Source organism: Pseudonocardia sp. T1-2H (assembly GCF_038039215.1).
In the GTDB taxonomy this organism is placed as follows: Bacteria; Actinomycetota; Actinomycetes; order Mycobacteriales; family Pseudonocardiaceae; genus Pseudonocardia.
In genome coordinates this window covers 5,930,415-5,943,098 of sequence record NZ_JBBPCL010000001.1, presented here as the reverse complement: position 1 = coordinate 5,943,098, position 12,684 = coordinate 5,930,415, and the positions used below count along the sequence as shown (strand labels likewise).

10 protein-coding genes are annotated in these 12,684 nt (G+C 74.2%); 9 read left to right on the top strand and 1 reads right to left on the bottom strand.

Going from position 1 to position 12,684, the window contains the following annotated elements; all coding sequences use genetic code 11:
* The first annotated feature begins 43 nt into the window (after window positions 1-43).
* The 4 genes from WBK50_RS29295 (at window position 44) to mftE (ending at window position 4,736) form a co-directional block, all read left to right on the top strand.
* Window positions 44-1,669, top strand: coding sequence for an oxidoreductase (locus WBK50_RS29295; protein WP_341338660.1), 1,626 nt, complete (start codon window positions 44-46; stop codon window positions 1,667-1,669).
* Entirely contained in the window at window positions 1,588-2,046 is a 459-nt protein-coding gene (locus tag WBK50_RS29290; RefSeq protein ID WP_341338659.1) for a hypothetical protein, read from the top strand. Before WBK50_RS29295 ends, WBK50_RS29290 begins: the two co-directional genes overlap by 82 nt.
* A complete protein-coding gene (locus WBK50_RS29285; RefSeq protein ID WP_341338658.1) occupies window positions 2,043-3,962 on the top strand; it encodes a mycofactocin system FadH/OYE family oxidoreductase 2 in 1,920 nt (639 codons plus the stop codon). The genes WBK50_RS29290 and WBK50_RS29285 overlap by 4 nt, the downstream gene beginning before the upstream one ends.
* 63 nt (window positions 3,963-4,025) lie before the next feature.
* Window positions 4,026-4,736 (top strand): mycofactocin biosynthesis peptidyl-dipeptidase MftE, encoded by a 711-nt coding sequence (mftE, locus tag WBK50_RS29280; protein ID WP_341338657.1) that lies wholly within the window; start codon window positions 4,026-4,028, stop codon window positions 4,734-4,736.
* Between the two features lie 259 nt (window positions 4,737-4,995).
* Here mftE and WBK50_RS29275 read toward each other — a convergent pair whose 3' ends face one another.
* On the bottom strand, window positions 4,996-6,165 hold the full coding sequence (locus tag WBK50_RS29275; RefSeq protein WP_341338656.1) for an alkaline phosphatase family protein: 1,170 nt from the start codon (window positions 6,163-6,165) through the stop codon (window positions 4,996-4,998).
* A gap of 46 nt (window positions 6,166-6,211) precedes the next feature.
* Here WBK50_RS29275 and mftF point away from each other — a divergent pair, with 46 nt between their 5' ends.
* From mftF to WBK50_RS29250, 5 genes are all read left to right on the top strand, one after another.
* Window positions 6,212-7,708, top strand: coding sequence for a mycofactocin biosynthesis glycosyltransferase MftF (gene mftF, locus WBK50_RS29270; protein ID WP_341338655.1), 1,497 nt, complete (start codon window positions 6,212-6,214; stop codon window positions 7,706-7,708).
* Between the two features lie 267 nt (window positions 7,709-7,975).
* Window positions 7,976-8,491, top strand: coding sequence for a (2Fe-2S)-binding protein (locus WBK50_RS29265; protein ID WP_341338654.1), 516 nt, complete (start codon window positions 7,976-7,978; stop codon window positions 8,489-8,491).
* 5 nt (window positions 8,492-8,496) lie between these two features.
* Window positions 8,497-10,977: a xanthine dehydrogenase family protein molybdopterin-binding subunit gene (locus WBK50_RS29260; RefSeq protein ID WP_341338653.1), complete on the top strand. Its 2,481-nt coding sequence runs from the start codon at window positions 8,497-8,499 to the stop codon at window positions 10,975-10,977.
* Entirely contained in the window at window positions 10,974-11,825 is an 852-nt protein-coding gene (locus WBK50_RS29255; RefSeq protein WP_341338652.1) for an FAD binding domain-containing protein, read from the top strand. Before WBK50_RS29260 ends, WBK50_RS29255 begins: the two co-directional genes overlap by 4 nt.
* A 119-nt stretch (window positions 11,826-11,944) precedes the next feature.
* Window positions 11,945-12,661 (top strand): SRPBCC family protein, encoded by a 717-nt coding sequence (locus WBK50_RS29250; RefSeq protein WP_341338651.1) that lies wholly within the window; start codon window positions 11,945-11,947, stop codon window positions 12,659-12,661.
* The last annotated feature ends 23 nt before the right edge of the window (window positions 12,662-12,684 follow it).

The following is a 12,684-nucleotide window of genomic DNA, read 5'->3' as shown; positions in this document are numbered from 1 at the left end:
GGACCCGATCAGGACGGGTCCGGCGCCGCGCGACCCTCTGCGCATGTCCCTCCTCGACGCGATCAGCCTCCGTGGTCGCCGGGCGTCCGCACGCGTGTTGTTCGGACCGCACGAGACCAACCTCGCGTACCGCCGGGAGATCTCTGCTCGGCACGTCAGGTACTACGCGCGACGGGCGGCCGGGGGCTGCGGCGTGATCGTCACCGAGATCGCGTCCGTGCACCCCTCGGACTGGCCCTACGAGCGCGCCCCGCTGGCGTCGGACTGCGGTCCGGGCTGGGCGGAGGTGGTCCGCGCCTGCCGCCCGCACGGCTCCCTGGTGCTGGCAGGGCTCGGCCACTCCGGGGCCCAGGGCTCGACGGCGTTCTCCCAGCAGGCCCTGTGGGGCCCGTCCCGGGTGCTCGACGTCGTCAGCCGCGAGGTCCCGCAGGTGATGGAGGCCCCCGAGATCGACGCGCTGGTGGCCGGGTTCGCGGCGGCGGCCTCGGTCGCCGTGGGCGCGGACCTGGACGGTGTCGAGATCAACGCCGGGCAGCACTCGCTGCTGCGGCAGTTCCTTTCCGGGTTGACCAACCATCGTCGCGACGCGTTCGGGGCCGACCGCGGGCTGCTGCTGCGGTCGGTGGTCGCCGCGGTCCGCGCGGAGCTCGGCGCCGTCCGCGTGCTCGGGCTGCGGGTGTGCGTCGACGAGCTGGCGCCGTGGGCGGGGATCACGCCGGCCTCCGCCCTGGACGTGCTGCGGGAACTCGACGTCGACTACGTCGTACCGGTGCGCGGCTCGGGGCTGACGGTCTCCGCGACCCGGCCGGACCTGCACACCCCGCCGGGCTTCAACCGGGAGCTGTCCGCGGCGGTGCGGTCCGCGGTGGCGATGCCGGTGGTGCTGCAGGGCAGCGTCGTCGACCCGGCGATGGCGACCGCCGCGCTCGCCGACGGGACCTGCGACCTCGTCGAGATGACCCGGGCCCAGATCACGGACCCCGACCTCGTCGCCCACGTCCGGGCGGGGACCCCCGAGCGGATCCGGCCGTGCACCCTCTCCAACCAGGACGCCGCCCGGGACCCGCGCAATCCCCTGATCTCCGCCCCCTCCCCGGGAGCCGGCACTTCCGGTGGTCCGGCGGACACGTCCCCGGACGCTGCGGGGGGCCCGGGCGCCGCTCCTTCACCCAGGGACGGTGCGGCCGGCGGGCCCTGGGACGTGCTCGTCGTCGGCGGTGGGCCGGCCGGGCTGGAGGCCGCGAGAAGTGCCGCGCTGCAAGGGCACCGGGTCCGGCTCGTCGAACGGTCGGCGCAGCTCGGCGGCGCCCTGCGGTGGGCCGCGGCGGTCCACGGACGGGCCCGGATGGGGGTGCTGATCCCGTGGTGGGAGCGGGAGCTGGCGCGGCTCGGGGTGGAGGTGTCGCTCGGGGTGGAGGTCGGTCTCGACGACCTCGACGCGGCCGAGGCGGTCGTGCTCGCCACCGGGTCGGTCCCGTCCCCCCGGCGATCGCGTCCGCGCCTTCCGTCCGCGTGCTTCCCGCGGCGGAGTTCGAGGCCGAGGTGCTGGCCGGACGGTCCGGGCTCGCGGCGGGCGCGGACGTCGTCGTGCACGATCCGATCGGGGACTGGACCGGGGTCGGGATCGCCGAGCAGGTCGCGGCCGCGGGCGTCGCGTGCTCGCTGGTGACGCCGGACGCGGTCGCGGGGACCCAGCTCGGCCGCACCGGCGACCTCGCGGACGCGAACGCCCGTCTCGAACGGGCCGGCGTCCGGCGGGAGGTGTTCTCCAGGCTCCGGTCGGTGACCGGCGGGGTCGCGACGATCGAGGACGTCCACACCGGCGAGACCCGCGGCATCCCCGGAACGCTCGTGATCGACTGCGCTCATCGGCTACCGGAGGACACACTGTGGCGGGCCCGGCCGGATCTCGTGCGGGTGGGGGACTGCGTCGCGCCGCGGACCGTGGCGGAGGCCGTGCTGGAGGGTCGGCGGGCCGGGGAGGTCGTGCGCGGAAGACGTCGCCCCGGCAACGATTTCCGCGCACGGGCGGCGAAGCCGCGATGAGGCTCTTCGAGCCGCTCCGCGTGGGGCCGCTGCACCTGCGGAACCGGATCGTCTTCACCGCGCACCTCACCGGCTACGCGGTCGACGGGCTGCCCACCGCGCAGCACGCCGCCTACTACGCCGCACGGGCCGCGGGCGGGGCCGGGCTGATCATCACCGAGGAGCACTCGGTGCACCCCGCGGACCGGCCCTACGAGAAGGTCCTCCGCGGGCACGACCCGGCCGTCCTGCCGGGGTACCGCCTGATCACCGACGCCGTCCACGCCCACGGTGTCCCGGTCCTCGCGCAGCTCAACCACAACGGCGGGCAGTCCTCCGGGATGTACTCGCGGCAGCCGATCTGGGCGCCGTCGGCGATCCCGGACCCGATGTTCCGCGAGGTCCCGGTCGAGATGGGCCCTCGCGAGATCGCCGAGGTGGTCGACGGGTACGCGCGCACGGCCGAGCACTGCGTCGCGGGCGGGTTCGACGGCGTCGAGCTGCAGTGTTCGCACGCGTCGCTGCTGCGCGGGTTCCTCTCCCCGGCCACGAACCACCGGACCGACGGCTACGGCGGATCGCCGGAGAACCGGGCGCGGCTGGTGCTCGAGGTCGTCGCGGCGGTCCGTGAGGTGCTCGGGCCGAACAGGGCCCTCGGCGTCCGGATCGGCGCGGACGAGCAGGTCGAGGGCGGCATCGGGCTCGACGAGGGCGTCGGTCTCGCGCGGATGCTGGAGGCCACCGGGCAGGTCGACCACGTGAACACCTCGATCGGGGTGGCGACGGCGACGCTGCACCTGATCGAGGCCTCGATGCACACGCCGCCGAACTACGCGACCTTCATCCCGTCGGCGATCCGGCGGGCGGTGCGGCTACCGGTGATCGCCGTCGGCCGGTTCACCGAGCCGGCGCAGGCCGAGCAGGCGCTGGCCGAGGGGCACTGCGACCTGGTCGGCGTCGCACGGGGACAGATCGCGGACCCGGACTTCGCCGCGAAGGCGCGCACCGGCGAGCAGGTGCGGGCCTGCGTCGGGTGCAACCAGGAGTGCGTGGGCCGGGTGGGGCTGAACCGGTGGCTGGGCTGCGTCGAGAACCCGCGGGCGGGCAAGGAGGCCTCGCCGCTGCCGACGCCGGGGATTCCCCGACGCGTGCTCGTCGTCGGAGGTGGGCCGGCCGGGCTGCAGGCCGCCGCGACCGCCGCGGCGCGCGGTCACCGCGTCACCCTCTGCGAACGCTCCGACTCGACGGGCGGCCAGCTCCTGCTCGCCGCGAGCGCGCCGGGGCGCGGGGAGATCGGGCTGGTCGCGCGGAACCTCCGGGTCGAGTGCGCGCGGGCGGGGGTGGAGATCAGGACGGGAGTCGACGTCGACGCGGCCTACGTGCGGAGGTCCGGCGCGGACGTCGTCGTGCTCGCGACGGGATCCCGTCCCGCCGCGCCGCGCTGGCCCGGCGCCGTGAGCGTGCACGACGTGCTCTCCGGCGCGGCGTCCCCGTCCGGTGACGTGCTGCTCTACGACGAGCTGGGCTTCCACCAGGCCACCTCGACCGCCGAGCTGCTCGCCGCGCAGGGCTGCGCGGTCGAGATCACGACGCCCGGGATGGTCGTGGGGCAGGACCTCGGGATCACCCTGGACCGGGAGAACTTCCGCCGCCGGGCGCACGCCGCGGGGATCCGGTCGTCGACGGACCGGGTGGTACTGGACGTGGAGACCGGCGGAGCTCGGATGCGGGTCCGGGTGCTGCACCACCCGACCGGCGCCCTCGAGGAACGGGAGGTCGACGCGCTGGTCTGCGCGGTCCCGACCGAGCCCGCGGACGAGCTGTGGTCCGAGCTCCGCGACGGCCCGCTCCCGGTGCACCGGATCGGGGACTGCCTCGCCCCACGCCGGATCGAGGCCGCGGTCGTCGACGGGCACCGGGTCGCGGTGAACCTGTGAGGATCATCCACAGCGTCCACACCACTCATCCACCTGTGGACAACTCTGTGGACGGAGGGGTGAATGGCCGACATCGCTGACCTGACCTGGACCGACGTCCGCGACGGACCGGCGCGGACGCTCGTCGTGCCCGTCGGGTCGGTGGAGCAGCACGGGCCGCACCTGCCGCTCTTCACAGATGTCGCGATCGCCGAGGCGGTGGCGCGCCGGGTGGTCGGGGACGATCCCACGCTGGTCGTGGCGCCCGCCGTCCCGTACGGCGCGGCGGGCGAGCACGAGGGGTTCCCCGGCACTGTGTCGATCGGGCACGAGGCGCTGCGGCTGCTGCTCGTCGAGCTCGGGCGGTCGGCGTGCCGGTGGGCGTCGCGGCTGGTGTTCGTCAACGGGCACGGCGGCAACGTGGGGTCGCTCGTCGAGGCGGTGACGCTGCTGCGCTACGAGGGCCGCGACGCCGCCTGGGTCCCGTGCATGGCGCCGGGGGTCTCCGGCGACGCCCACGCCGGGCGGACCGAGACCTCCCTGATGCTCGCCCTGAGCCCGGGGACCGTCCGGGAGGACGCCGCGGCCCCAGGCGCCACCGAGCCGCTCCGGGAGCTGCTGCCCCGGATGCGGGCTTGCGGCGTGGCCGCGGTCAGCCCGAACGGCATCCTCGGCGACCCGACGGGCGCCGGCGCGGACGAGGGGCACGCCCTCCTGACCGCGATCACCACCGCCGTGGCGGCCGCGATCCACACCTGGGCCCCGGACGAGAAGACCGCCCGCCTCCCGTTCTGACCCGCCCGCGAGTCGCGTTCTGAAGCCGGGCGAGTCGGGCTCTGAAGCCGGGCGAGTCGCGCTCTGAAGCCGAGCGAGTCGGGTCTCGGTGCCGGGCGAGCCGCGCGGTAGAGCCGGCCGAGCCGCGTAAGGGAGCAGCGCGGCCGCCTTGTGAGCCAGACGGCTGGCGGGGCCCCAGATCGCGACTCGCCCGGTTCCACATCGCGACTCGCCTGGTTCCACATCGCGACTCGCGGGGGTTCGGGTCGCGGCTCGCGGGTCAGCCGGGGTGAGCGACGAGGAAGGGGACGAGCTGTTCGGCGGGGCTGAGGGAGCCGTGCTGGCCCGGGAGGGTGGAGATCGTCGGCTCCGCGGCCGTGCGGGTCACGCCCGCCGTGCCCCGCATCGCGACGACCACGTCCCCGATCCGCGGGGCGACGTAATCACCCAGCGCGCCGAACCAGCCCGCGGCGACGGCCTCGTCCCGGGTGACGACCCACGCGTCGTCGCCGAGGACGCCGCGCCAGGTGGCGAGGACGTCCGCCTCGGCGCCGGGCTCGGTGTAGACGTGCCGGCTGCGCGGGTCGCCACCCAGCAGGCGGACGCCGTGCTGTAGCCCGCCGAGCACGTCCGCGTCGTAGTGCCGGGTGAGCCGGACCATCCCGTGGTCCCCGGTGATCGCGAGCAGCGCGTCCGGCGGGAGGTGCTCGACGATCGTCTCGACGAGCCGGTCGACCTGCCGGAGCTGCAGCCGCCACGGCAGCGTGCCCGGGCCGTGCAGGTGGCCGAGCGAGTCGAGATGCGCGTGGTAGGCGTAGCAGAGCCGCTGTCCGGGCCCGGCCAGGGACTCGATCACGCCCGCCGCGAGATCGCCCAGCGCGTGGACGCCGTGGTAGATCCCGCCGCGCAGCGCGGCCCGGGTCAGGCCGGACCCGCGGAACTCGGCGGGGGACACCGACGTCACGTGGACGCCCTCGGCCGCGGCGCGCTGCAGGATCGTCGGCCACGGCTGGACGTGCTCGGGCGGCAGGAACTCCCGCAGGTCGACGGGATCCGGCTCGCCGTAGGAGCTCCACTTCAGCGAGTCCAGCAGCGCCTCCCCCGCGGCCCGGAAGCTGATCCCGACCATCCCGTGGCCGCCCGGCGGCAGGCCCGTCCCCAGCGACGCCAGGCTGATCGACGTGCTCGACGGGAAGCCGACGGTCAGCGGATCCGCCGTCGCGAGGGAGGTCAGGAACGGCGCGTCGGCGGGATGCGCCGCGAGCAGCTCCGCCCCCAGCCCGTCGACGAGCAGGAGCCCGGCAGCGCGCACGGGCGGCAGCCCGAGGTCGGGCACCGCCCCGATCCCGGGCACGCCGATCGCGTGGGCGAGGGCGGGCAGCACCTCCGCGAGCGAGCGCTCGCCGTACCGGGGGAGCACCGGACCCGCTACATCAGACGACGCGGACACGGGACGAGGGTGCCACGACCGGCCGCCGACATGTGAGGATCCTGCGGTGAGTACCGGTCCCGCGGCGACGCGGCTCCCCGACGGCTTCCGGGTCGCGCTGGACCGTCGTGTCCGCCGGCTCCCCGGCGCGGACGGCGGCGCGGCGCTCCTCGGCGGCGCCCCGCCGCGCCTGGTGCACCTGCGTCCCGCGGCCCGCGCGGCCCTCGGCGCCGCGCAGACCCTCACCGCCCGGGACCCCGTCTCCACGGCCCTGGCCCGGACCCTGCTCGACGCCGGGCTCGCCCACCCGACCCTGCCGCAGCCCGGTGCCCCGGACGTCGGGGACGTGACGGTCGTCGTCCCGGTCAAGGACCGGCCGCTCGGCCGCCTCCTCGCCGCGCTGCCCGCGGGCCTCGGCGGCCTGATCGTGGTCGACGACGGCAGCGCGGACCCCGAGTTCCTCGCGCACGAGGTGCACGCCGCCGGCGGCGAGGTCGTCCGGCACGGGCGCTCGAAGGGGCCCGCCGCCGCCCGCAACGCCGGACTCGCCGCGGCCACGACCCCGCTGGTCGCGTTCCTGGACTCCGACGTCGTCCCGCTCGACGGCTGGCTCGCGCCGCTGCTCGCGCACCTCGGGGACCCGGCGGTCGCGCTCGTCGCGCCGCGGATCGTCGCCCTCCCGCCGCACCGGGGCGTCCTGGGCCGCTACGAGGCCGTCCGTTCCTCGCTGGACCTCGGCCCGGACCCCGCGCTCGTCGTCCCGCGCTCCCGGGTCGCGTACGTCCCGAGCGCCGCACTGCTCGTGCGCAAGGAGGCGCTGGGGGCCGGCTTCGACGAGCGGATGCACGTCGCCGAGGACGTCGACCTGGTCTTGCGCCTGCACGCCGCGGGCTGGCGGCTGCGGTACGAGCCGTCGTCGGAGGTGGCGCACGAGCACCGCAGCGATCCGAGCGCGTGGTGGCTGCGGAAGGCCTACTACGGCACCGGCGCGGCGCCGCTCGCGCTGCGCCATCCCGGTTCGGTGCCGCCGATGGTGCTCTCGCCGTGGTCCGCGGTGGTGTGCGCGCTGCTCCTGCTGCAGCGCCGCTGGGCGTACGCGGGCGCGGCCGCCGTCACCGCCGTCGCGACGGAACGGCTGTCCCGCAAGCTGGGCCGGCTGCGGGATCCCCGGACGTCCGCGGCGCGGCTGACGGGTCTCGGGCTCGCCGGCGCGGTCCTGCAGCTCGCGTCCGGGCTCACCCGGCACTTCTGGCCCGTCGCGGCGCTCGCGGTCCCGTTCTCGGCGCGTGCCCGGCGGGCGGTGCTCGTCGCGGCGCTCGCCGAGGGCGTCGGGGACTGGTGGGCCCATCGGGACCGGGATGCCGCCGTCCGTCCCGGCCTGCTGGGGCACGTGGTGGCCCACCGGTTGGACGATCTGGCGTACGGAAGCGGGCTCTGGTGGGGGGCCCTGCGTGCCCGGACGGCCGCTCCGTTGCTGCCGACGGGGCCCGCCGCGCGCCGCGCAAGCCCGCCGCCGGGTGTCACGAGACCTCTGGTGGGGGACGGTGCCGTCCGACAGGCTTAGTCCACTCGGGTGATAAATCGCGGAAAGGCTTGTCGGTGCTGCGGAGTTGTGGAGCACATTTACCCGCGTCTGCGGATTCGTCCCGTCCGCGCTTCTGTCGATCCCTGGTCCCGGCCCGGCTGAGCGGCCCGAACGCGGCCGCAGGCGTGTTGCACGAGCCGATCATCGGCGGTGAGATGTGGTCGCCGCCACAACGCGTGCGCGGTTCCCGCGGGAAGTCCTGCGCGGTCCGGCAGGGATGCCGGCCGCGGACGAGGAGTGGATTCCATGGCACAGGTCCGGGTCACCGTCGACGGCGTGAACTACGCCGACGACGTCGAGCCCCGCATGCTGCTGGTGCAGTACCTGAGGGAGCGGCTGGGCAAGACCGGCACCCTCATCGGCTGTGACACGAGCAACTGCGGTGCCTGCACCGTCAGTCTGAACGGGCAGAGCGTGAAGTCCTGCTCCGTCCTGGCCGTCCAGGCCGACGGCACCGAGGTCACCACCATCGAGGGGCTCGCGCGCGACGGCCAGCTGCACCCCGTGCAGAGCGCCTTCAACGAGTGCCACGGCCTGCAGTGCGGCTACTGCACGCCCGGCATGATCATGGCCGCCGTCGACCTGCTCGGGGACAACCCCGACCCCGACGAGCACGAGGTGCGCGAGGGCATCGAGGGCAACCTCTGCCGCTGCACCGGCTACCAGAACATCGTCCGCTCGGTGCAGCGCGCCGCGCAGCTCATGAAGCCGGGCGCCTCCGTCCCGACCGAGGCGCCGGCCCCCGTCGCGGGAGGCAACTGAACACCATGACGACGACCGCCGAACCCACCACGGCAGAATTCGGCAAGGCCCGGACCCGCAAGGAAGACGCGCGTCTGATCACCGGCCGAACCCGTTTCACCGACTCCATCACCCCGACCGGCACGCTGTTCCTGCACGTCGTCCGGTCCCCGATCGCCCACGCGACGATCACCGGGATCGACAAGTCCGCCGCCGAGGCCTCCCCGGGTGTCTTCGGCGTCTACACCGCCGCCGACCTCGGCGCGGAGGGCATCGGCCTGCCGCACGTCTGGCCGCTCACCCCGAACGAGAAGGCGCCCCAGCGTCCGCTGCTCGCCGTCGACACCGTGCACTTCGCCGGTGAGGGCATCGCGGTGGTGCTCGCCCGCTCGGCCGCCGAGGCGCGGGATGCCGCGGACCTCGTGGAGGCGGACTACGAGCCGCTCGCGCCGGTGCTGGACATGGAGGCCGCCGTCGCCGACGGCGCGGACCTCGTCCACCCGTCGCTGGAGACCAACGTCAGCGACGTGTGGGTCTTCGACGCGGGCGCCGCCGGCACCGGCGACGACGTCGACGCCGCGATCGCCGCCGCCGAGGCGGACCCGGACTCCGTCGTCGTCCGCCGCCGGTTCCGCCAGCAGCGGCTCATCCCCGCGTTCATGGAGCCGCGCTCCGCGGTGGTGGACCCGACCGGCGAGCAGATCGTCATGTACTCGGCCACCCAGGTGCCGCACGTCCTGCGCACGATGACGACGGCGACGCTGGGCATCCCGGAGAGCAAGCTCCGGGTCATCGCCCCCGACGTGGGCGGCGGGTTCGGCGGCAAGCTGTCCGTCACCCCCGAGGAGCTCCTGTGCGTGGTCGTGGCGCAGAAGCTCGGCAAGCCGGTGAAGTGGACCGAGACCCGGTCGGAGTCGCTGCTCGCGGCCCACCACGGCCGGGACCAGATCCAGGACATCACGATCACGGCCAAGAAGGACGGCACGGTCACCGGCCTGGACGTGAGGCTGCTCGCGGACATGGGCGCCTACCTGGAGCTCGTCGGCCCCGGCGTCCCGGTGCTCGGTGCCTTCATGTTCAACGCGATCTACAAGATCCCGGCGTACAAGTTCACCTGCACGACGGTGCTGACCACCAAGACGCCGACCGGTGCCTACCGCGGTGCCGGGCGTCCCGAGGCCACGTTCGCCATCGAGCGGATCATGGACGAACTGGCCGTCGAGCTCGGCCGGGACCCGCTCGAGCTGCGGAAGCAGAACTGGATCACGCACGAGGAGTTCCCGTTCACCACGGTCGTCGGGCTCACCTACGACTCGGGCAACTACGAGCAGGCCACGGACAAGGCCGTCGAGCTCTTCGACTACGCCGGCCTGCGCCGTGAGCAGGAGGAGCGCCGCCGCAACGGCGACAAGGTCCAGCTCGGCATCGGCATCTCCACCTTCACCGAGATGTGCGGGCTCGCGCCGTCGCGCGTGCTGGGCTCGCTGGGCTACGGGGCGGGTGGCTGGGAGGCCGCCAGCATCCGGATGCTGGCCACCGGGAAGGTCGAGGTCGTCACCGGCGCCTCCGGGCACGGGCAGGGCCACGAGACGGCGTTCAGCCAGATCGTCGCGGACCAGCTCGGCGTGCCCTTCGAGGACGTCGAGATCCTGCACGGGGACACGCAGATCTCCCCGAAGGGCCTGGACACCTACGGGTCGCGCTCGCTCGTCGTCGGCGGCATCGCCATCGTCAAGGCGGCGGGGAAGGTCGTCGCGAAGGCGAGGAAGATCGCCGCGCACATGCTCGAGGCCTCCGAGGAGGACATCGAGTTCAACGCGGGCCAGTTCACGGTCAAGGGCACCGGCCAGGGCAAGACCATCCAGGAGATCGCCTGGGCCGCGTTCACCGGGCACGACTACCCGGAGGACATGGAGCCCTCGCTAGACTCCGACGCCGTCTACGACCCGGAGAACTTCTCCTACCCGCACGGCACCCACCTCGCGGCGATCGAGGTCGACACCGAGACCGGGCACGTCGACCTGCGGCACTACGTCTGCGTCGACGACATCGGCACCGTCGTCAACCCGCTGATCGCGGAGGGCCAGGTGCACGGCGGTCTGGCCCAGGGCATCGCGCAGGCCCTCTTCGAGGAGGCCAACTACGACGAGCAGGGCACGCTGGTCAACGGCACGTTCGTGGACTACACCCTGCCGTCGGCTGCGGACCTGCCGAGCTTCACCACGGCGACCGTGGAGACCCCGGCCACGTCCAACCCGCTGGGCGTCAAGGGCGTCGGCGAGGCGGGCACCATCGCCTCGACCCCCGCGATCGTCAACGGCGTGATCGACGCGATCCGCCACCTCGGCGTCCGCGAGGTCGAGATGCCCTGCACCTCGCAGCGGGTCTGGCGGGCCATCCAGGACGCCCAGGGCAAGGCCACCCAGGAGACCCCGGTCGACACCCACTCACCGGGTGCCGGTCTCGGCTCGATCGACCCGAACAACCCGCAGGGAGAGGTCCAGTGATCCCGTCCCAGTTCGACTACGTCAAGCCGGCGTCGGTCGACGAGGCAGTGCAGGCGCTGGTCCAGGCCGGTGAGGACGCCAAGATCCTCGCCGGCGGGCAGAGCCTGCTCCCGGTGCTCCGGCTCCGGCTCGCCGCGCCGTCGGTGATCATCGACCTCGGGGGCATCCCCGAGCTCCGGACGATCTCCGACGACGGCGACCGCGTGGCGATCGGCGCGATGGCGCCGCACCACGACGTCATGCGCAACGAGCTGGTGAAGCAGCACGTCGCGCTGCTCGCGCAGGCGACGTCGACGGTCGCGGACCCGCAGGTCCGCCACCGCGGCACGCTGGGCGGCGCGCTCGCCCACGCGGACCCGGCCGGTGACCTCGGCGCCGTGGCGCTGGCGCTGGAGGCCGAGTTCGTCATCGCGGGCACCTCCGGGACCCGCACGGTGACCGCGGCGGACTTCTTCGTGGACTACTTCACCACCGCCATCGGCGAGGGCGAGATCCTCACCCAGATCCGGTTCCCGAAGTACACGGGCTGGACCAGCCACTACGAGAAGTTCAACCGGACCTCGCAGGCCTGGTCGATGGTCGCCGTGGCGGCCGCGCTCAAGGTCGACGGGGGCACGATCAGCGAGGCCCGCATCGGCCTGACCAACATGGGCACCACGCCGATCCGCGCCACCGGGGTCGAGCAGGCGCTCGTCGGGCAGTCCGCCACCGCGGATGCGGTTCGGGCCGCGGCCGAACACGCGACCGACGGCACTGCGGCACCGAGTGACGCGGACGCCGCCGCCGACTACCGTGAGCACCTGGCCAGGGTCCTCACCGGCCGGGCGGTGCTCGCGGCCGCCGGCTGACGGAGACCCTATTTCGGTGGGACGCTCGCCTGGTCTTCCGGGCGGGCGTTCCGCCGTTTCCGCCGCCGCCGCATCCGACGGGGTGTGGGCGTGCGGCCTGCGACGAGGAGGCAGTAGCAATGCAGCTGGAGAACAAGTTCACCATCGCGGCGCCCATCGAGGAGGCGTGGGCGGCTCTGAACAACCCCGAGACCGTGGCGCCGTGCTTCCCGGGCGCCACGCTCACCGAGTACGAGAACGACTCCTTCACCGGCACGGTGAAGGTGAAGCTCGGCCCGATCTCCCTGACGTACAAGGGCAAGGGCACCTACATCGAGCGGGACGACGCCAACCACAAGGTCGTCATCGACGCGACGGGCCGTGACTCGCGGGGCAACGGCACCGCCGCCGCCAAGGTCACCGGCTCGATGAAGGCGGCCGGACCGGACAAGACCGAGGTCACGATGGTGACCGACATGTCCATCACGGGGCGTCCGGCGCAGTTCGGGCGCGGCGTGATCTCGGACGTGGCGGACAAGATCATCGGCCAGTTCTCGTCCTGCCTGGCGGACAAGCTCGCGGACAAGCAGGAGGCCCCGGCCCCCGCCGCGACGTCGTCGGCGAACGGGGCGGCCGCGCCGGCCACCGCCGGGTCGAGCACGGCCCCGGCCGCGGGCGCCCCTGCGGCGGTCACCACGCCGAGGCCGGCGTCGAGCCCGACCCGCAGCTCCGTCGACGCGATCGACCTGCTGGACTCCGCGGGCGCCCCGGTGCTCAAGCGGCTCGCCCCGGTCGCCGGTGGGCTGGCCCTCCTGCTGGCGATCCTCATGATCATCCGGCGGGTCCGCTCCAGCTGATCCCGGCGCTCCACCCACGGCAC